At 71.3% G+C, this 19,832-nt stretch carries 20 protein-coding genes; 3 read left to right on the forward strand and 17 right to left on the reverse strand.

The genetic code is table 11. The features are described 5' to 3' along the window. Positions 1-99: 99 nt before the first annotated feature. A complete protein-coding gene (locus VIB11_RS00585) occupies positions 100-1,104 on the forward strand; it encodes a Gfo/Idh/MocA family oxidoreductase (protein WP_332027328.1) in 1,005 nt (334 codons plus the stop codon). 20 nt (positions 1,105-1,124) lie between these two features. Here the strand turns inward: VIB11_RS00585 and VIB11_RS00590 are convergent, their stop codons facing one another. From VIB11_RS00590 to VIB11_RS00655, 14 genes are all read right to left on the reverse strand, one after another. Then, on the reverse strand, positions 1,125-2,111 hold the full coding sequence (locus tag VIB11_RS00590; protein WP_332027331.1) for a Gfo/Idh/MocA family oxidoreductase: 987 nt from the start codon (positions 2,109-2,111) through the stop codon (positions 1,125-1,127). A gap of 57 nt (positions 2,112-2,168) precedes the next feature. Beyond that, positions 2,169-3,668 carry a CoA-acylating methylmalonate-semialdehyde dehydrogenase gene (locus tag VIB11_RS00595; protein WP_332027332.1) on the reverse strand — a complete coding sequence of 500 codons (1,500 nt, stop codon included), beginning with the start codon at positions 3,666-3,668 and terminating at the stop codon, positions 2,169-2,171. A 79-nt stretch (positions 3,669-3,747) separates the two neighbouring features. Further along, positions 3,748-4,629 (reverse strand): sugar phosphate isomerase/epimerase, encoded by an 882-nt coding sequence (locus VIB11_RS00600; protein ID WP_332027334.1) that lies wholly within the window; start codon positions 4,627-4,629, stop codon positions 3,748-3,750. Further along, positions 4,626-5,669: a Gfo/Idh/MocA family oxidoreductase gene (locus tag VIB11_RS00605; protein ID WP_332027336.1), complete on the reverse strand. Its 1,044-nt coding sequence runs from the start codon at positions 5,667-5,669 to the stop codon at positions 4,626-4,628. The genes VIB11_RS00600 and VIB11_RS00605 overlap by 4 nt, the downstream gene beginning before the upstream one ends. Next, positions 5,670-6,629 (reverse strand): ATP-binding cassette domain-containing protein, encoded by a 960-nt coding sequence (locus tag VIB11_RS00610; RefSeq protein WP_332027338.1) that lies wholly within the window; start codon positions 6,627-6,629, stop codon positions 5,670-5,672. Beyond that, the gene (locus VIB11_RS00615) at positions 6,626-7,666 is read right to left on the reverse strand and encodes an ABC transporter permease (RefSeq protein ID WP_414695721.1); all 1,041 of its coding nucleotides are present in this window, start codon (positions 7,664-7,666) and stop codon (positions 6,626-6,628) included. The genes VIB11_RS00610 and VIB11_RS00615 overlap by 4 nt, the downstream gene beginning before the upstream one ends. 6 nt (positions 7,667-7,672) lie before the next feature. Next, positions 7,673-8,668 carry a substrate-binding domain-containing protein gene (locus VIB11_RS00620; RefSeq protein WP_332027342.1) on the reverse strand — a complete coding sequence of 332 codons (996 nt, stop codon included), beginning with the start codon at positions 8,666-8,668 and terminating at the stop codon, positions 7,673-7,675. A 78-nt stretch (positions 8,669-8,746) separates the two neighbouring features. Beyond that, positions 8,747-9,649 carry a TIM barrel protein gene (locus tag VIB11_RS00625; RefSeq protein WP_332027344.1) on the reverse strand — a complete coding sequence of 301 codons (903 nt, stop codon included), beginning with the start codon at positions 9,647-9,649 and terminating at the stop codon, positions 8,747-8,749. Further along, complete coding sequence (gene iolD, locus VIB11_RS00630) at positions 9,646-11,589, reverse strand: 3D-(3,5/4)-trihydroxycyclohexane-1,2-dione acylhydrolase (decyclizing) (protein WP_332027345.1); 1,944 nt, start codon at positions 11,587-11,589, stop codon at positions 9,646-9,648. Before iolD ends, VIB11_RS00625 begins: the two co-directional genes overlap by 4 nt. After that, positions 11,586-12,569: a 5-deoxy-glucuronate isomerase gene (locus tag VIB11_RS00635; protein ID WP_332027347.1), complete on the reverse strand. Its 984-nt coding sequence runs from the start codon at positions 12,567-12,569 to the stop codon at positions 11,586-11,588. Before VIB11_RS00635 ends, iolD begins: the two co-directional genes overlap by 4 nt. Beyond that, on the reverse strand, positions 12,566-13,465 hold the full coding sequence (locus VIB11_RS00640) for a Cgl0159 family (beta/alpha)8-fold protein (RefSeq protein ID WP_332027349.1): 900 nt from the start codon (positions 13,463-13,465) through the stop codon (positions 12,566-12,568). The genes VIB11_RS00635 and VIB11_RS00640 overlap by 4 nt, the downstream gene beginning before the upstream one ends. After that, positions 13,465-14,472: a 5-dehydro-2-deoxygluconokinase gene (iolC, locus tag VIB11_RS00645; RefSeq protein WP_332027351.1), complete on the reverse strand. Its 1,008-nt coding sequence runs from the start codon at positions 14,470-14,472 to the stop codon at positions 13,465-13,467. Before iolC ends, VIB11_RS00640 begins: the two co-directional genes overlap by 1 nt. Before the next feature lie 2 nt (positions 14,473-14,474). After that, positions 14,475-15,413 carry a sugar phosphate isomerase/epimerase gene (locus VIB11_RS00650; RefSeq protein ID WP_332027353.1) on the reverse strand — a complete coding sequence of 313 codons (939 nt, stop codon included), beginning with the start codon at positions 15,411-15,413 and terminating at the stop codon, positions 14,475-14,477. Beyond that, entirely contained in the window at positions 15,410-16,414 is a 1,005-nt protein-coding gene (locus VIB11_RS00655) for a Gfo/Idh/MocA family protein (RefSeq protein ID WP_332027355.1), read from the reverse strand. Before VIB11_RS00655 ends, VIB11_RS00650 begins: the two co-directional genes overlap by 4 nt. A gap of 196 nt (positions 16,415-16,610) precedes the next feature. Between VIB11_RS00655 and VIB11_RS00660 the strand changes: the two genes are divergently transcribed. Continuing rightward, positions 16,611-17,351 (forward strand): GntR family transcriptional regulator, encoded by a 741-nt coding sequence (locus tag VIB11_RS00660; RefSeq protein ID WP_332027357.1) that lies wholly within the window; start codon positions 16,611-16,613, stop codon positions 17,349-17,351. Between the two features lie 169 nt (positions 17,352-17,520). Continuing rightward, the gene (locus VIB11_RS00665; RefSeq protein ID WP_332027359.1) at positions 17,521-18,351 is read left to right on the forward strand and encodes a M57 family metalloprotease; all 831 of its coding nucleotides are present in this window, start codon (positions 17,521-17,523) and stop codon (positions 18,349-18,351) included. 101 nt (positions 18,352-18,452) lie between these two features. On the opposite strand, the gene rplI is transcribed toward VIB11_RS00665, so the two are convergent. The 3 genes from rplI to ssb form a co-directional block, all read right to left on the reverse strand. Continuing rightward, positions 18,453-18,899, reverse strand: a complete 447-nt coding sequence (gene rplI / locus VIB11_RS00670; RefSeq protein ID WP_332027361.1) for a 50S ribosomal protein L9 — start codon at positions 18,897-18,899, stop codon at positions 18,453-18,455. A gap of 25 nt (positions 18,900-18,924) precedes the next feature. Beyond that, positions 18,925-19,161 carry a 30S ribosomal protein S18 gene (rpsR, locus tag VIB11_RS00675; RefSeq protein WP_056884210.1) on the reverse strand — a complete coding sequence of 79 codons (237 nt, stop codon included), beginning with the start codon at positions 19,159-19,161 and terminating at the stop codon, positions 18,925-18,927. 214 nt (positions 19,162-19,375) lie between these two features. Next, a partial coding sequence (gene ssb / locus VIB11_RS00680) for a single-stranded DNA-binding protein (protein WP_332027367.1) occupies positions 19,376-19,832 on the reverse strand: 457 nt, incomplete at its 5' end.

The raw sequence follows: 19,832 nt of genomic DNA on the forward strand, positions 1-19,832 counted from the left end.
GTGGCGCCGATCAATGCCGCTCTGATCACTTGTGCTCCCGGTCTCACCAACAAGGACGACAGTGTGCCGCACGACGCGTACTCATGCGAGACTCGGAACATGATTCGCATCGGCATCCTCGGCGCGGCCCGCATCGCCGAGCTCAGCATCGTGAAGCCGGCCGCGGCCACGGGGCACCGCCTCGTGGCCGTGGCCGCGCGCGACACCGAGCGAGCCAAGGCGTTCGCCGAGCAGCACGGGGTCGAGCGGGTGCACGACACGTACGACGACCTGCTCGCCGACCCCGACGTCGAAGTGGTCTACAACCCGCTGGCCAACGGCCTGCACGGCCGCTGGAACCTGCGGGCCATCGAGGCGGGCAAGCACGTGCTGGCGGAGAAGCCGTTCGCCGCCAACGCCGTCGAGGCCCGCCGTGTCGCCGGGGCCGCGCAGGACGCCGGGGTCGTGGTGCTCGAGGCCTTCCACTACCCGTTCCACCCGCTCTTCCAGCGGGTCTGCCAGCTCGTCGGCGGCGGGGCCGTCGGCGAGGTGCGGCACGTCGAGACCCTGCTGCGCATGCCCGCCCCTGCCGACGACGACCCGCGCTGGTCGCTGGAGCTGGCCGGCGGGTCGACGATGGACCTCGGCTGCTACGCCCTGCACTGCGCGCGCCAGCTGGGGAACCGGTTCCTGGGTGGCGAGCCGTCCGTCGTGGGCGGCTCCGGCCGCGCGCGGGCCGGGCGACCGGGAGTCGACGAGGCGCTGGCCGTCGAGCTCGTCTTCCCCTCGGGCGTGACGGGCAGCGCCGGCTCCCACATGAGCGCACCCGGGGTGTGGGACTTCCACCTCACCGTCACCGGTACGGAGGGCGTCCTGCACGTGCCCGACTTCCCCCGCCCGCACGAGGACGACAGCCTCCTGCTGCGCACGGCCGACGGCACGGAGACGGTCGAGCACCTCGGGCACCGGTCGAGCTACACCTACCAGCTCGAGGCGTTCGCCGCCGCGGTGCGCGGCCTGGCGCCGCTGCCCTACGACGTGTCGGATGCCGTGCCGCAGGCCGAGCTCGTCGACGCCGCCTACCGGGCGGCCGGGTTCGAGCCCCGCCCGTCGACCTCCGCCTGAGCGCTCACGCTCGACCGCTGTCAGCGCTCCTCGGCGTGGACGATGCCGAGCTGCCGGCGCACCTCGTCCATGACGGCCATCGTGGTGACCGTGTCGGCGAGGGGGCGCAGCGGCGACCCCGTCTCGCCGTGCGCGACCCGGCGCGCCACCTCCGCCGCCTGGAAGTGCAGCGCGGCATGGCCGACGGCCTCCTCCTCCCAGCACAGCACGGCGCCGTCGGTCCCGCGCAGCGTGAGGTCGCCCGGCTGGCAGAAGGGCCCGGCGAGCTCGAGCGTCGCCCTCGACCCCTGGATGGTCGCCGTCGTGGGGGTGTTCCCGAGCTGGGTCGTGTGCAGCACCGCCAGCTGGTCCCGGGCCGTGCGGAGGGTGATCCCCGCCTGCACGTTCAGCCCGTCGGCAGCGAACGTCCCGACGGCGCTGACCTGGCTCGGCGCGCCCAGGACCCACGTGGCCATCGTCAGCGGGTAGGTGCCGAGGTCCATCAGCGGGCCCCCGGCCAGGTCGGCGCGCCAGATGCGGTGGTCGGGCCCGAAGTGCTCGCCCAGGTCGGCCAGCACCGCGTGCACGTCGCCGAGCGCTCCGTCGGCGAGCAGCTGGCGGACGACGTCGAACTTCGGCAGGAACAGCGACCACATCGCCTCCATGAGGAACAGTCCGCGCTCCTGCGCCAGCCCATGGAGGTCGCGGCACTGCGCCGCGCTCAGCCCCATGGGCTTCTCGACCACCACGGCCTTTCCCGCCTGCAGCGCCAGCCTGGCGTGCGGGTGGTGGTGGTTGTGCGGCGTGGCGACGTAGACCACGTCCACGGCCGGGTCCGCGACCAGCGCCTCGTACGAGCCGTATGCCGTGGGCGCACCCACCCGGGCCGCGAACCGGTCCGCGCCCTCCCGGGAACGGGACCCCACGGCATACACCTGCTGGCGCGTGCTCGCGCGGAGCGCGGCGGCGAAACGGTCGGCGATCCACCCCGTGCCGACGACGCCCCACCGCAGGGGTGGGGCGTCCATCGGGTCGGGGGTGCGCGGCGTGGGGAGGCTGCGTGGCAGTGCCATCCGCCGCCGGCCTCAGGTGTTCTGCGGGAAGCCGAGGTTGAGGCCGCCGTGGCTGGGGTCGAGCCAGCGCGAGGTGACGACCTTGCCGCGCGTGAAGAAGTGCACGCCCTCCATGCCGTGGGCGTGGGTGTCGCCGAAGAGGCTGTTCTTCCAGCCGCCGAACGAGTAGTACGACACCGGCACCGGGATCGGCACGTTGACGCCGACCATGCCGACCTCGACCTGCCGCTGGAAGCGCCGGGCCGCGCCGCCGTCGTTGGTGAAGATGGCGGTGCCGTTGCCGTAGGGGTTGGCGTTGATGAGCTCGAGCCCCTCGTCATAGGACTGCACCCGCACGACCGACAGCACCGGGCCGAAGATCTCGTCCTGGTAGATCGTCATGTCCCTGCCGACGTTGTCGAACAGCGTGGGGCCGAGGAAGAAGCCGTCCGCGCCGCCGTCGAACTCGTCGTCGCGGCCGTCGACGACCAGGGTCGCGCCCTGCTCGAGGCCCGCGTCGACGTAGCCGGCAACCTTGTCGCGGTGGGCCCTGGTGACGAGCGGGCCCATGTCGCAGCCCTTGGTGCCGTCGCCGGTGCGCAGCTTGCCCATGCGGTCCTTGATCTTCTCGACGAGCTCGTCGGCGATCGGCTCGACGGCGACCAGGGCCGAGATCGCCATGCACCGCTCGCCGGCGGAGCCGAAGCCCGAGTTGACCGCGGCGTCGGCCGCGAGGTCGAGATCGGCGTCGGGCAGCACGAGCATGTGGTTCTTGGCGCCGCCGAGGGCCTGGACCCGCTTGCCGTGCGCGGTTCCCGTGTCGTACACGTAGTGCGCGATCGGGGTCGAGCCGACGAAGGACACCGCCTTGATGTCCGGGTGGGTGAGCAGGGCGTCGACGGCTTCCTTGTCACCGTTGACGACGTTCATGACGCCGGCCGGCAGCCCCGCCTCCGACCACAGCTTCGCAATGGCGATCGCCGCCGAGGGGTCCTTCTCGCTGGGCTTGAGCACCACCGCGTTGCCGCACGCGATCGCGATGGGGATGAACCACATCGGCACCATGGCCGGGAAGTTGAACGGCGAGATGACCGCAACGACGCCGAGCGGCTGGCGCATCGAGTAGACGTCGACGTTGGTCGAGGCGTTCTCGCTGAACCCGCCGCGGAGCAGGTGCGGGATGCCGCAGGCGAACTCGGCGACCTCGAGGCCGCGGGTGACCTCGCCGAGGGCGTCGTCGAGCACCTTGCCGTGCTCGGCGGTGATGAGCGCCGCGATCTCCTTCTTGTTCCTCTCCAGCAGCTCGCGGAACGTGAACAGCACCTGGGTGCGCTTGGCCAGCGACGTGTCGGCCCAGCCCTCCCAGGCCTGCCTCGCCGTGGCCACGACCTCGCCCACGAGGTCGGTCGACGCGAGGTCGAGGACCCCGGTGACCTCACCGGTCGCCGGGTTGAAGACCTCGCTGGTCCGCTCGGCGGTGCCCGACCAGGCCTCGCCGGCGATGAGGTGGGTGATGCGGGTGGGGGTGCTCATGGCGTGTTTTCCTTCGTGCTGCGGTGGGTTCGGTCTGTATGCCGCGTGGCCGGCTCGTCGCCGGCCGCGGGTGCGTGGTCTAGGGGGACTCGAAGGTGGGCTGGTTGGCCCACTTGGCGAGGTAGGCGCGGATGGTGTCGCGCATGAACGTGCTGGACTCGCGCGCCCGCTCCTCCCACGCGAAGACACACGTGGTGACGACGCCGTCGAAGCCGACGGCCTCGAGGGAGGCGAAGAACTCGTCGAAGTCGACCTCGCCCTGGCCGATGTCGAGGTGCTGGTGCACGGTGACCTGTGAGCCGGGCGGGTTGACGATGTAGCGAAGGCCGCTGGATCCCTTGTGGTTGAAGGAGTCTGCGACGTGCACCATCGTCAGCAGGTCGCCGGCCTTCTGCATGATCCCGGTGCAGTCGTTGCCCTGGTGGAAGGTGTGCGGAGCGCAGTAGAGGAACGAGACGTTGGGTGAGTTGATCCCGCGGATGAGGTCGACGGCGCGCTTCCCGTCCTCCTCCCAGTCGTCCGGGTGGGGCTCGAGCACGAGGCGGATGCCCTCCTTCTCGAAGACGGGGAGCAGCTCCTCCATCGAGCGCCAGAACTGCCGCTCGCAGACGGCCGCCTCGCGGGGGTTGCCGTTGAACTCGGAGTTCATCGTGTCCACGCCGAGGTCCGCGGTGACCTGGATCGCCCGCTTCCAGTAGCGGACCGCGGCCTGGCGGTCCTCCTCGTCGGGACCGGACCACCTGTAGAGCGGCAGGACCGACGAGATGCCGACACCGGCGATGCGCAGGGCCTTCCTGAGCTCCTCGACCCTGGTGTCGTCGACCCGGGGGTGGTTGAAGAAGGGCGTGAAGTCCTCGCGGGGCGAGAGCTCGATCCACTCGTAGCCGAGCTCGGCGACGAGCGCGGGCAGCTCGAGCAGCGGCACGTGCCGGAACATGTACGGGTCGAGGGCGAGCTTCATCTGGCTGCTCCACCCAGCACCGTGGCGCGGTCCGCGAGGTCGACCTTGACCGGCAGCCCGGTGGCGAGCGACTCCATGCCCGCCGTGCACACGGCCGTTGCGGCATACCCGTCCCAGCTGGTGGGCCCGACGACCTCGCCACGGCGGGAGGCGTCGACCCAGGCCTGGACCTCGAGGTCGTAGGCGCGGGCGAAGCGGACCCGGAAGTCCGGTGGCACCTGGCCGCCCCAGTACCCGCCGCGCTCGTCGGCAACGGTGCTGTAGATCCCGGTGGAGTTCTGCCCCGCGACGACGGTGCCACGCTCGGCCACGGCCTCACAGCGGACCTCGTAGCCGACCCGGCAGTTGACGAAGACCTCCGAGGTCACCAGGCCACCCCCGGCCATCCGGAACAGCGAGACCTGCGGGTCGAGGACACCCTCGGCGGCCACCCCCGTCGGGGTGCCCGCCAGCACGGTGATCTCGACGATCTCCTCCCCGAAGACGAACCGCGCGACGTCGACCTCGTGCACGAGCGAGTCGCGCACGATCATCTCCGAGCGGAACGTGTCCGGGACGGTGGCGTTGCGGTGGGTGTTGTGCAGCAGCAGCGTGCGGCCGAACTGCCCGCTGTCGAGCATGGCCTTCAGCTGCGCGTACTCCGGGTCGAAGCGGCGCATGAACCCGACCTGGACCAGCGGGCGGCCGCCCTTCGCCTCGGCCTCGACCAGGCGCAGCGACGACTCGCTGTCCATCGTCAGCGGCTTCTCGCACAGGGCGTACTTGCCGTGCTCGAGGCAGGCGAGCACCTGCTCCTCGTGGACGAAGCCCGGGGAGGCGATGATGACGGCGTCCACCTCGGGGTCGGCGACGAGGGCCAGCGGGTCACCGATGCTGCGCACCCCGTCGAAGGAGGCGGCGAGCTGGTCGGCGCGGGCCGTGTCGGGGTCGGCGACCGCGACCAGGCGGGCCCCGGCGACGCGGTTCACCACCCGCTCGGCGTGGTCGGCGCCCATCATGCCGACGCCGATCACGCCGATCCTCAGGTCCTGCACTGACATCTACCTCTCCTCGCCGGGGTTGTCCGTGGGGTTGCCGGGGGGAGCCTCCGTGAACTCGCTCTGGACTTCGGCCACCTCGTCCTTGGTGAGGCCGGGGTCGAGGGCACCGTGCCTGACCTCGTGCGGGGCCGCGACCTTGCCCGGGTCGATGCCGCGCAGCTCGTGGCTGAGCTCGGCGAGCTCGTCGCCGCCCGCCATCTCCCCGGTGAGCTGCTCCAGGGTGAGCTCGTCCCGGTGGGCGTCGAGGACGACCCGGCCGAGCTTGAGGATGACGAAGTGGTTGCCGACGAGGTAGGCGTGGTGCGGGTTGTGGGTGATGAAGACGACGCCGAGGCCCGCGTCACGCGCCTTGACGATGTACTTCAGCACCACGCCGGACTGCTTGACGCCGAGCGCCGCCGTGGGCTCGTCGAGGATGATCACCTTCGCGCCGAAGTAGATCGCCCGCGCGATCGCGATGCACTGGCGCTGCCCACCGGACAGGCTTCCGACGGGGCGTTCGAGGTCGGGGATGACGATGCCCATCTTGGTGAGCTCCTCGTCGCAGATCCTCTTCATGGAGTCGATGTCGAGGTTCCGGAAGGGGCCCTTGTACATCTCGTTGCCCAGGAAGAAGTTGCGCCACACCGACATCAGCGGGGCCAGCGCGAGGTCCTGGTAGACCGTGGCGATGCCGGACGCCTGGGCGGCCCGTGGAGACGCGAAGTTGCGCTGGATCCCGTTGACCTTCATCTGGCCCTCGGTGTAGTCGTGCAGGCCCGCCATGATCTTGATCAGGGTGGACTTGCCCGCGCCGTTGTCACCCAGGACGCACGTGACCTCCCCCTGCCGGACGTCGAGGGAGACCCCTCGCAGGGCGTTGACGTTGCCATAGCTCTTGCCGACGTCGACCATCTCGAGGATGCCGGTGTTCGGGCTGTCCGGGCGCTCGGTGCGAGCCTCGGCAGTGGTGGTGCTCATCGCGCGTCCGCCTTCTTCTTGACGTACATGTTCACGAGGGTCGCGCCGATGAGCATGATGCCGAGGAAGGTCTTGAGCCAGTCGACGTCCCAGCCGGCGTAGGAGATGCCGAGCTGGGTCATGCCGTAGATCAGCGCACCGATAGCCGCACCGACGATCGAGCCGTAGCCGCCGGTGAGCAGGCAGCCGCCGATGACGGCCGCGATGATGTAGATGAACTCGTTGCCGACGCCCTGCCCGGACTGCACGTTGTTGTACTCGAAGAGCAGGTGCATCCCGAGCAGCCACGCCCCGAAGCCGACGCCCATGAACAGGCCGACCTTCGTGGCCACGACCGGCACACCGACGGCACGGGCCGCGGCCGCGTCGCCGCCGACCGCGAAGATCCAGTTGCCGACGCGGGTCCGCAGCAGCAGCCACGAGAGCAGCGCCGTGAGCAGGATCCAGTAGAGGACCGGGATCTTGATGGAGACCGGGCCGATGTCGAAGCTCGAGGCGAAGACCGCCTGGGCGCTCGCCCACCCGTCCATGTCGGTGATGGTGTTGGAGGAGACGCCGCCGGTGACGATGCGGGTCACGGCGAGGTTGACGCCCTGGAGCACGAAGAACGTGCCGAGCGTGACGAGGAAGCTCGGCAGGCCCGTCTTGTGCAGCAACCACCCGTTGAAGGCTCCGATGCTCAGCGAGAACACCAGCGCCAGGAGCACCCCGACCCAGACGTTCAGGCCGAAGTTCCACGCCGTGTGGGCAGCGGCGAGGCCTGAGGCGGTCACCGCCACGCCTGCCGAGAGGTCGAACTCGCCGCCGATCATCAGCAGGCCCACGAAGACGGCCATGATGCCGATGGTCGAGGCGTTGTAGAGGATCGTGCCGATGTTCTCGACGTTGCGGAAGGCGGGTGCCGTCACGAGGAAGAGCAGGGCGACGGCCACGGCGCCGATGAGGGCGCCGACCGCCGGCATCCCGAACAGCGTGGCCAGGGGCGAACGGGTGCGGACCCGGTCGTCGCTGGTCGCCGTTGTGGTCATGGTTGCCATGTCAGGTCACCGGGTGCCCTTCGCAGCGAACTGCTCGACCTGCGCGATGTTCGTGGAGTCGATGAAGGCCGGCCCGGTCGCGACGGCGCTGCCTCCGCCGATCACGTTGCCGTTGGTCTTGTAGAGCCACAGCGCGTCGACCGCCAGGTAGCCCTGCAGGTAGGGCTGCTGGTCGATGGCCCAGGCGACCTTGCCGTCCTTGACGGCGGCGACCAGCTCCTTGTTGGTGTCGAAGGTGCCGATCTTGGCCGAGCTGCCGGCGCCGGCGACAGACTTCACAGCGTCGAGCGCGAACTGCGCGCCGAGGGTGACGACCCAGTCGACACTCTTGTCCTGGGTCAGCTTGGCCTGGATCGACGTCGTGACGGCGGCGTCGTCGCGACCGTTGACGTACAGCCGCTCGACCTTCGCTCCGCCGGCACCCTGCAGGACGCCCGCGCAGCGGTCCTCGAGCTGCTGCTGACCCTGCTCCTGGATGACGCAGAGGATGTTCTTGCCGCCGTCCTTGGTGACCCGCTCCCCGACGGCCACGCCCGCCGGCTTCTCACCCTGGCCGAAGTAGCCGATGGCCCCCAGGCTCGCGAAGTCCGCCTCGCCCGCGTTGAACATCGTGACGGGGATGCCCGCCGCGACCGCGTTCTTGATGGCGCCGCCGAGGGCTCCCGTGTTGGGGCTCGTCACCGCGATCCCGTCGACCTTCTTGTCGATGGCGGCCTGGATGAGCTGCGCCTGCTTGGTCGCGTCGGGGTCGTTGGTGTACTCGAGCTTGACGCCGTCGTTCGCCGACGCGGCCTCGGCACCCTTGCGGATGATGTCCCAGAACGTGTCGCCGGGGGCCTGGTGGGTGATCATGGCCACCGTCATGGTCGTGGCCTTGGCGCCCTGGGCGCCTCCGCCCTCGGTCTCCTGCTTCCCCCCGCTGGAGGAGCAGGCCGCCAGGGCGAGCACCGAGGTCGCTCCCAGGGCGACGACAGCTGCGTGGGAACGGGTGGATCGGATCATCGTCGGTCCTGCCTTTCACGGTCCCGCCTCCTCTTCGAGACGGGGTAAGGGGTGCGGCGGGTCCTGCCGCGGGGTGGGTCAGACGAGTCGGCCTCCGCCGCACGTCGTGAGGTAGTCGTAGGTGCGCTGGGCGATGGGGAGGGGCTGGTCGGGCGGGCAGGGGTACATGTCCTGCTCGACGATGGCGAACAGCTCGGTGTCGAGCGCCGAGAGGGCGTCGAGGATGGGTGGCATCTCCGGGATGCCGAGCGGCGGCTCGCACATCGCGCCCCTCCGCACGGCCTCGCCGAAGCCGATGCCCTCGGCGTGGGCCCTGTCGACGACGGCAGGGTCGACCTGCTTGAGGTGTACGTAGCCGATGCGGTCCGGGTGGTCCCGGATCAGCTTCAGGTTGTCGCCGCCGCAGTAGGAGATGTGCCCGGTGTCGAGGCACAGGCTGACCAGCGACGGGTCGGTCGCCGCGAGGAAGCGCTCGACGTTCTCATGGGTGTCGACGTGCGTGTCCGCGTGCGGGTGGAACTGGAACTGCAGGCCGTACTCCTCGCGGATCTGCCGGGCGAGCCGGTCGATGTTGCGGGCGTACGGCGTCCACTGCTCGTCCGTGAGCTGCGGCTCCTCGATGAGGTCACCGGTCGCGGGGTCGCGCCAGAAGTCGGGGATGACCACGAGGTGCTTGGCGCCCATCGCCGCGGTCAGCGAGGCGGCGGCCGAGACGTCCTGCCAGGTCGAGTCCCACGAGTCGGGGCGGTGGAGGTGCTCGAAGATCGTGCCGGCGGTCATCTCCAGGCCGCGCTGGTCGAGCTCCTCCTTCAGCCGCGAGGGGTCGGTCGGCAGGTAGCCGTGGGGGCCGAGCTCGATGCGGGTGTACCCGGCGGCGGCCACCTCGTCGAGGAACCGCTGCCACGGCACCTGCTGTGGGTCGTCGGGGAACCAGACGCCCCACGAGTCGGGTGCGCTGCCCAGCTTCACGGCGCGGGTCATGGCGTGGCCCTCGCAGGGGGTGCCAGCAGCGGACGCTGGCGCGACTTGTGCTCGGTGTACGCCGTGTAGGCGGCACGCGTGCTGTCGAGCTCGGAGACCGAGCTGACCGGCACGTCCCACCAGGCGTTGCTGTCGGGCGCGTAGACCGTGGGGTCGGTCTCGACGTGGATGACGACGGGGCCTCCGTCGGACGGCCAGGCCTTGGCCTCCTTGATGGCCTGTGCCAGCTCGTCGGACGAGTGCACCTCGATGACGTGGGCACCCAGGCTGCGGGCGTTGGCGGCGAGGTCGACCGGCAGCTTCTCGCCCTCCAGCCGTCCGCTCGAGGCGTCGCGGTAGCGGTACCTCGTGCCGAACCGCTGCGAGCCGAGCGACTCCGAGAGCGAGCCGATGGAGTGGAACCCGTGGTTCTGCACGAGGACCACGACGACCTTCACGCGCTCCTGCACCGCCGTGACCAGCTCGGTCGGCATCATGAGCCAGCCGCCGTCGCCGACCATCGCGAACACGTCCCGGGTCTCGTCGGCCAGCCGGATGCCGATGGACGCCGGCACCTCGTAGCCCATGCAGGAGTAGCCGTACTCGACGTGGTACGCCTTCCGGTCGCGCACCCGCCAGAGCTTGTGCAGGTCTCCCGGCATCGACCCCGCAGCGCACAACACCACGTCGCGCGGGTCCGTGAGCTCGTTGACCGCGCCGAGCACCTCGCCCTGGGTCAGCAGGCCCTCCGCGAGCGCGTCCGTGACGTCGGCCGGCGGGTGGTAGGCGGCCTCCACCTGCGCGTCCCACTCCGCCCACAGCGCGGCCTGCCGGTCGCGGTGGGCGGGCGCCACGGCATACCCCTCCAGTGCCGTGGCGAGCGCGGTGAGGGCCTCACGGGCGTCGGCGACGACGGACAGGCCGGCGTGCTTCCCGGCGTCGAAGCGCGCGATGTTGATGTTGACGAACCGCACGCCCTCGTCCTGGAACGCGGTCCGCGAGGCGGTCGTGAAGTCGCTCCAGCGGGTGCCCACCCCGATGACGAGGTCCGCCTCGGCGGCGAGGGCGTTCGCCGCGGTGGTGCCGGTCGAGCCGATGGCCCCCATCTCCTGCGGGTGCCCGTGCGGCAGCGACCCCTTGCCGGCCTGGCTCTCCCCCACGGGTATGCCGGTCTGCTCGCAGAGCGCGCGCAGCGCGTCCTCCGCCCCGGAGTAGTGCACGCCGCCCCCGGCCACGATGAGTGGCCGCTTCGCGGCCCGGGCGAGGGCGGCGGCGTCGGAGATGTCGACCTGCTCGGGCAGCGGCCGCGCGACGCGCCAGACCCGCTCGGCGAAGAGCTCGACCGGCCAGTCGAAGGCTTCGGCCTGCACGTCCTGCGGCAGGGCGATCGTGCAGGCGCCGGTCTCGACCGGGTCGGTGAGGACGCGCATCGCGCCCAGCAGGGCGGCGGGCAGCTGCTCCGGCCGGTTGACCCGGTCGAAGAACCTGGAGAGCGGACGGAAGGCGTCGTTGACGGTGACGTCCGCGGCATACGGCTGCTCGAGCTCCTGGAGCACCGGCCCCGACACCCGGGTGGCGAACGTGCCGGACGGCAGCAGCAGCACGGGGATCCGGTTGATCGTGGCGAGCGCTGCGCCGGTGAGCATGTTGGTCGAGCCGGGGCCGACCGACGCCGTGCAGGCCCAGGCCTGGAGCCGGTCCTTCTGGCGGGCGTACGCGACCGACGTGTGCACCATGGCCTGCTCGTTGCGCGCGAGCACGTAGGGAAGGCGGTCGGCCTCGTCGGCCTCGAGCTCGTTCTGCAGCAGTGCCTGGCCGAGCCCGGCGACGTTGCCGTGGCCGAAGATGCCGAAGCACCCGGCGAACAGCTTCTGGCGCTGGCCGTCGCGCTCGCTCCACTGGTTGGCCAGGAACCGGACGACGGCCTGCGCGACGGTGAGGCGGACGGTCTGCTGCGTCATCGGTTCCCTCCAAGCGGGAGTCGGGGGTCGACGTCCTGCGACGTCCAGGTCTCGCGGACCCAGCCGTGGGCCGGGTCGTCGCAGATCAGCCAGGCCCGCTCGGCGCCGGGGCCGGCCATGACGTTGAGGTAGTAGAGGTCGTAGCCCGGCGGGGCCATCGCCGGCCCGTGCCAGCCGTGCGGCACGAGCACCACGTCGCCGGTGCGGACCTCGGCCAGCACGTCGATGGGTCGCTCGTCGGTGCCGTAGACCCGCTGGTAGCCCACGGGGTCCGGCCGGGCACCTCCCGAAGGTTCGCCCAACCTTTCCCTGCCGGCCGAACCTTCGCCCACGGTGGAAAGGTTCGCCCAACCTTCCGGGCCCGGCGCCGGGCCGCCCTCCACCTGCGTCTCGAAGTAGTAGATCTCCTCGAGCTCGGTCTCCACGCCCTCGCGCTCCTCGTCGTGCTTGTGCGGCGGGTAGGAGCTCCAGTTGCCGCCGGGGGTGATGACCTCGCAGGCGATGATCGAGTCGGCCTCGAGCACCCCGGGGATGCCGAAGTTGCGCACCTCGCGGCTGGCGATGCCGGCGCCCCGCAGCTCCACCGGCACCTCGCCCGCCTCGACGTGGCGGAACGCCGAGGGGTGCCGGGCGGAGGCCCGCGCCCCGCAGACGGCCACCCGGGCAGGCCCGCCGGTGGCGGTCACGGTCAGTGCGGTGTCGCGGGCGACGTAGGCGACGTCGGTGGGTCCGGCGAACACCGACGGGCGGCCGGCGAGGGCGGCCTTGCCCGCCTCGCACTCCACGGTGACCGAACCCGACAGCGGGACCACCACGTGCTCCCACTCGCCCGCCGGGATCTCGCGGCTCTCGCCCTCGGCCAGCCGCCCGGCATACAGGCTGGTGTGCGCCCAGTCCTCGACCGACCCGTCGATGACGACGTCCCAGCCGTCCCCGGCCGCGGAGCCCAGCGGGCGCACCCAGCGCGCGTTGTCGCTCATGCCGCCCCCTCGCCGTGGACCAGCCCGGCGGCGATGTCGACGGCAGCCGCCACGTCACCGTCCGGCGGGTAGAGCAGGGCCCGGCCCACCACGAGGCCGCGGACGGCGGGCAGGTCCAGGGCCCGACCCCAGGAGGTGTACGTGTCGTGGGGGTCACCCTGCGGGTCGCCCCCGAGGAGGAGCGTGGGCAGGGTGGTGGCGTCCATGACGCGCGGCAGGTCCTCGACCACCGGCAGCTTGAGCCAGGTGTGCGCGCTGGTCGCGCCGAGGCCGGAGGCGATGTGGATCGACTTGATGGTCGAGTCGGGGTCGAGCAGGTTGACCACACGGCCCTCGCGCCGCTCGGAGAGGAACGGCTCGACCATGGCCATGAGCCCGTGCTCGGCGAGCTCGGTGACGGCCTTGGCGCTGGCCTCGAGGGTCGCGGCCGTGCCGGGGTCCCCCAGGGCGATGCGGGTCAGCATCTTGCCGCCGTCGAGGCCGCCGGCGGCGATGTCGCCGGCCCCGTAGGCGGTGAACCGGTCGTCGAGCTCGAAGACCGAGCCCTGCAGGCCGCCGCGGTTCATGGAGCCGATCGCGACCTTGCCCTCCAGGACGCCGAGGAGCAGCAGGTCGTCGAGGATGTCGGGCGTCCCCAGCACGCCGTCCACCCCGGGGCGGGACACGGCAGTGGCGAGCCGGGCCAGCAGGTCGCTGCGGCTGGCCATCGCGGCGGCGTTGTCACGGACCCCCAGGGCGCCGCGGGCCGGGTGGTCGGCGGCCACGACGAGCAGGCGGCCGTCCGGGCCGACGAGCGGCCGGCGGGCCCGGGCGGCCCAGGCCGAGGCGATGCGCTGCGGCTCGCGGACGCGGATCTCGGTCAGGTCCGCGACGGACACGGTCGGGCTGGTGGTCATCACGCCTCCTCTGCGGCTCGGGCGGTGGCGTGCTCGGCGGCAATGGGCTCCCGGCTCGCGAGGTGCTGCTCGACCTCGTGTGCCGTGGGCATGGCGGTGGAGCACTCCAGCCTCGAGGCCACGATCGCGCCCGCGACGTTGGCGAACTCGAGGATGCGTCGCAGGCCCCAGCCGCTGAGCAGCCCGTGGCACAGGGCCCCCCCGAACGCGTCCCCCGCGCCGAGGCCGTTGACCACCTCGACGGGGAACGGCGGCACCTCCACCCGCTCGTCACGGGTCGCGGCGAGCACCCCCTTGGGGCCCTGCTTGACGATCGCGATCTCGACGCCGCGCTCGAGGAGGGCGTCCGCGGCACGCTGCGGGTCCGTCTCCCCGACGGCGACCTCGCACTCCTCGCGGTTCCCGACGGCCACCGTCACGTGCTCGAGTGCCTTGCCGACCTGCGCGCTGGCCTCGTCCGGGTGGGGCCAGAACATCGGGCGGTAGTCGAGGTCCAGGATGGTGTGCTCGCGGCGGCCTCGGGCCTCCCAGGCGGCGAAGTGGGCGCTGCGGCTCGGTTCCTGCGACAGGCCGGTGACCGTGGCCCAGAAGATCCCGGCCTGCTCGATCGCCTCGCGCGGCAGCTCGTCGGCCTCGATCATCAGGTCCGGCGCGATCGGGTAGCGGTAGAAGTACAGCGGGAAGTCGTCCGGCGGGAAGACCTCACAGAACGTGACCGGGGTGGGCGGGCCGTCGACCTGCGTGATGAACGCCGGGTCGACCCCGAGCCGCTCGGCCTCCGCCCGGACGTAGCGGCCGAAGGCGTCACGCCCGGTCCGCGTGACCAGCGCGGTGCGGCGGCCGTACCGGGCCGCTGCCACCGCCACGTTCGTGGCGCTGCCGCCCAGGAACTTCTGGAACGTCGAGACGTCCTCGAGCCCCACCCCGTGCTGAAGGGGGTAGATGTCGACACCCGTCCGACCCATCGCCACCAGGTCGTATGCCGCGGCGCCTGCCTGCGTGCCCATGCTCAGACCCCCACGCCGGCACGCTGCGCGGCCAGGCCGAGCAGGTAGTAGAGGCTGGTCCGCACGTTCTCGACCGGCGCGGTCCCCGGCTCGCCTCCAACGTCCGGGCCAGCCGCCCCCGGGTCCCCCGTGAGGATGGTGTCCTGCTCGAGCACGTACCACCCGGCATACCCGTCGTCCTCGAGGGCGTTGACGATGGCCGCGATGTCCACGTCCCCCTCCCCGAGCGGGACGTACATCCCGCCCGCCACGGCCTCGGTGTAGGTCACCTCTCCCGACTGCACGCGGCGGGCCCAGTCGAGTCGGACGTCCTTGAGGTGGGTGTGGTCCACCCGGCCGGGGTGCTTCTTGGCGACGGCCACCGGGTCGCCTCCGCCGATGAGCAGGTGGCCGGTGTCGAGGCAGAGCCCGATGCTGCTCCCCGAGAGCACGCGGGCGGTCTCCTGGCCGGACTCCACCATGGTGCCGACGTGGGGGTGCAGGGTCGCCGTGAGGCCGCGGGCAGCGGCGGCACCCCTGATCCGGTCGAGGTTGCCCAGGAGCGTGGCCCAGCCCGCATCGTCGAGGACGGGTCGGGTGTCGTAGCCCTCCTGGCCGGTGGCGGCCGCGAGCACGATGGTGGAGGCGCGGGCGGCGACCAGGCCCTCCATGGCGCGCTCGACCTCGGGCAGCGGGTCGTGGCCCGCGTCGTGCAGGACGACCGGCACGAACTGGCCCACGGCCAGCAGGCCCTGGGAGGCGAGCACCTGCGCCTTGGCCTGCGGGTCGTCGGGGAGAAAACCGTCCGGCCCGAACTCGGTCGCGGCCAGACCGACCTCGGACATCTCGGCGAGGACCGTCTCCGGGTCGTACTGCCACCCCCAGCCGGGGACCTCACACACCCCCCACGAGATGGGGGCGCCGGCGACGCGCGACTCGAGCGGCGTGATCGTGGTGCTCACAGGGTCTCGATCTCCTCCAGGCGCACGACGCGCCCCTCGCGACGGGACAGCTCACACGCCTCGGCCGTGCGGAACGCCTGGAGGGCGTCCTCCACGGTGCACGGCGTGGGCCGGTCGCCTCGGGCGACCTCGGCGAACGCCGTGAGCTCGGCGCGGTAGGCGGGCAGGAACCGCTCCATGAAGGACCAGTGCTGCGGACCCTTGGGGAAGTCCACGCCCTCCTCGGCGGAGCGCATCGCCAGCGAGTCGTCGAGGCCGACCGCCATCGCACCTCTGCTGCCGTGCACCTCCAGGCGCACGTCGTGGCCGCCGCCGTTGTAGCGAGTCGCGGTGACCACGACGAGGGTGTCGTCGTCCAGCGTCAGGACGGCGGCAGCGGTGTCGACGTCGCCGGCCTCGCTGAAGAACGGCTCCCCCCTGTTGGCCCCGGTGGCGTAGACCGAGACCACCTCTCGGCCGGTGACGAACCGGATGATGTCGAAGTCGTGGACGCTGCAGTCACGGAAGAGACCACCGCTCGTCGGGATGTAGGACGCGTGCGGGGGCGCCTGGTCGTGGGTCGCGGCGCGGACAGAGTGCACGAAGCCGAGCTCGCCACCCTGCACCGCCCGGGCCAGCCGCTGGTAGCCCGAGTCGAAGCGGCGCTGGAAGCCGACGTGCACGGGGACCTCGGAGCCGGCCGCCAGCTTGGCGAGCTCGATGGTCTCCTCCAGCGTCGCGGCGACCGGCTTCTCGCAGAAGGTCGGGACCCCGGCCTCCACCCCCTGCCTCAGCAGCGGCGCGTGGGCGGGGGTCGCGGCCGCGATGACGAAGCCGTCGACACCGGCGGCGAGCAGGCTGGCCGGGTCCGGTGCGAAGCGCACTCCCAGCCGTGAGGCGACCTCGCGGGCGGCGTCCGCATTGGCGTCGGTGACGACCAGGTCGTCCACGAAGTCCAGACCCCTCAGGGTCTCGGCGTGGAAGGCGCCGATTCGTCCTACGCCTGCAAGCCCGATCCGCATTGCCGCTCCGATCACGTCGTTGTGTTCGCCTTCCCCTGCCCCGTCCGGGTGGGCACCCGACGGGCGCTCGAGCCCCGGGACCTCTGGCGTTGGTGTCTGCGCATCAGCGTGGCCCTCTGCCGGACATGCTGTCAACCCTTTGTTCTGACATTCTCACGTTCTATCCAACACTGGTGCTTGCCGGTACGCTGCGCTCATGGCAAAGCAGCTGGACGTCCGCATCGACCGCGGCTCCCCCGTCCCGCTGTACCACCAGCTCGCCGAGCAGCTGAGCCGGGCCATCGCGACCGGCGCCCTCCAGCCGGGTGACCCCTTCGAGAACGAGATCGCCCTCGCCGAGCGCCTGGGCCTCTCTCGTCCCACGGTTCGGCGGGCCATCCACGAGCTGGTGTCACAGGGACTGCTGCTCCGGCGGCGCGGCCTCGGCACGACCGTGGCCAACCGGCAGATCCACCGGCGGGCCGAGCTGACGAGCCTGTTCGACGACCTCAAGCGCGAGGGGTCGTCGATCCCGAGCACCACCGTGCTCTCGCACGAGGTCGTCCACGACGAGCGCGCCGCCGTCGCCCTCGGGCTCCCCCCGGAGACGCCACTGCTGTCAGTCGTGCGCCTGCGCAAGGCCGGCGACCTGCCCCTGGCCGTCATGCACAACTGGCTGCCCCCGACCTACAGCGACATCACCCGCGAGGAGCTCGAGAAGGACGGCCTCTACGCGCTCCTGCGCGAGCGGGGCGTCAGGCCGGTCGTGGCCCACCAGAGCATCGGCGCGCGGACCCCGACCCCAGCTGAGCGCAAGCACCTGGCCCTGCGCGCGTCCGAGCCCGTCCTCACCATGACGCGCAGCGCGTTCGACGCCCTCGGCAACGCCGTGGAGTACGGCGACCACTGCTACCGGGCGCAGGACTACACCATCGAGGTCATGATCGACGAACGCTGACCGCGCTTGACCAAACTGGCGGGCTCTTGACCCGGCAGTGCCATTTCCGGGGGCACTCCAGAGGATCGCAACAGCGTCGCCCTGCCCGCCGGTTCCTAAGGTGGTCCGCACTTCCGCTCCGGGCGCGAGCCCAACAGGGACACACCGGTCCCGTCACCCGAGGAGATCCATGAAGCGCGCATCCACCCGCATCACCCTTGCCGTCTCCGGCGTCGCTGCCCTCACCTGCGCCACGCTCGGGATCGCCGCGGCGGCACCCGCCGGCTCAGCGTCGGGCGAGGCCCCGACCTTCCAGGAGTTCCTCGACAGCAGCTACCGCGACGTCGACGGCCAGTACGTCGTCAACGGGGACGAGGTCGAGAGCAGCAACGGCGGGATGCGGGTCTTCTACGACCGCATGGTCAGCCCGAAGGAGCCCCGCACCGACGACGACTCGCTCATCGTCAACACCGTCGGGGGCGCCGACGACAAGTGGAGCTCATCCCAGGTCGGCAACCTCACCTACTGCGTCAGCACCAAGTTCGGCGCCGACCACGCGGGCATCGTCTCGGCCATGGCCAGCGGCGCCGGCCTCTGGGAGGCGGCGTCCTCCAAGGTCAACTTCGTGTACGTCCCGAGCCAGGACGCCAGCTGCAACACCCGCAACAAGAACGTGGTGTTCTCCGTCGAGCCGGTCTCGACCACGCAGTACATCGCCCGCGCCTTCTTCCCCAGCACGCCGAAGCGCTCGCGCAACGTGTTGGTCGACGACTCGATCTGGACCAGCGGCTCGTGGACCCCGACCAACATCCTCGGCCACGAGCTCGGCCACACCCTGGGCTTCCGGCACGAGCACACCCGGCCCGAGTCCGGCACCTGCTTCGAGGACAACAACTGGCGTCCGCTCACGCCCTACGACAGCGCCTCGATCATGCACTACCCGCAGTGCAACGGGACCTCCGACGACCTGAGCTTCACCAGCAGCGACGGCAACGGGGTGCGCGCGCTCTACGGCAGCTGACCACGGCAGCTGGGCCCGCCGACTCTGACGATCGACCGCCCGGCACGACGAAGGCCCGGCCCCTCGCGGGGCCGGGCCTTCACCGGTGTCAGCGGGCTGGGTCAGCCGGCGACGACGTCGAGCTTGACCGTGGCCTGCACGTCGGGGTGCAGACGCACGAGCGCCTCAGCGGCGCCGACGGTCTTGATCGGGTTGCGGATCTCGATCTTGCGGCGGTCGAGCTCCGGGCCGCCGGCGGCCTTCACCGCGGCGGCGACGTCCGCCGTCGACACCGCGCCGAAGAGACGGCCGGACTGACCGGCGTGGGCCTCGACCTTGACGGTCTTGGCCTCGAGGTTGCCCTTGATCGACTGGGCCTCCTCGAGGGTCTTGACCGCGCGGACCTCACGGCCCTTGGCGATCGCGTCGACCTGCTTCTGCCCGCCCTTGGTCCACGCGGTGGCCAGGCCACGGCGGAACAGGAAGTTGCGGGCGTAACCGTCCTTGACGTCGACGACGTCGCCGGCGGTGCCGAGGTTGCTCACCTCGTGGGTCAGGATGACCTTCATTGCTCAGTTCCTCCTAGAACCCAGATCAGCGGGACGAGCTGGAGTAGGGCAGCAGTGCCATCTCGCGGGCGTTCTTGACCGCGGTGGCGATGAGCCGCTGCTCCTGGACGGACACACCGGTCACCCGGCGAGCGCGGATCTTGCCGCGGTCGGAGATGAACTTGCGCAGCAGCGCAGTGTCCTTGTAGTCGATGTTCTCGACCTTCGCCGCCTTCAGCGGGTTGGCCTTCTTCTTCGGCTTGCGCACAACGGGCTTGGCCATCGTGGTGCTCTCCTTCTGTTGAGAGCCCGAGGTCTCTGCCTCGGGATGGTTACTTCAGTGACTGTTTCTGGTGGGTGTGCCGCCCGCTCGCGCACGCGGCACACCGAAAGGGACCGAACCGGTCGGGACCGGACAGAGCCTGGCCGACCTGACTCCTCGGCGCTCGGGCCTCCCTCGCCGCAGCTCGGTCGGGCCTCACGCCGTCGTCGTCAGATCAGAAGGGGGGCTCGTCGTAGGACGGCGCTCCGCCGCCCCAGCCGCCGCCCTGCTGGCCGCCGCCCTGCTGGCCGCCGCCCTGCTGCTGGCCGCCCTGGCCACCGGAAGGACCGGTCGCCCACGGGTCGTCCTGCTGGCCGCCGCCCTGCTGCCCGCCGCCCCAGCCGCCGCCCTGCTGGCCGCCGAAGCCGCCGCCGCCACCACCGCGCTGGGTCTTGTTGACCTTGGCGGTCGCGTAGCGGAGCGAGGGGCCGACCTCGTCGACCTCCATCTCGATGACGGTGCGCTTCTCGCCCTCCTTGGTCTCGTACGAGCGAGACTTCAGGCGGCCGGACACGATCACGCGGGTGCCGCGCTGCAGGGACTCGGCGACGTTCTCGGCTGCGTCGCGCCACACGGAGCAGCGCATGAACAGCGTCTCGCCGTCCTTCCACTCGTTGCTCTGCCGGTCGAAC

Source organism: Pedococcus sp., assembly GCF_036554925.1.
In the GTDB taxonomy this organism is placed as follows: domain Bacteria; phylum Actinomycetota; class Actinomycetes; order Actinomycetales; family Dermatophilaceae; genus Pedococcus_A.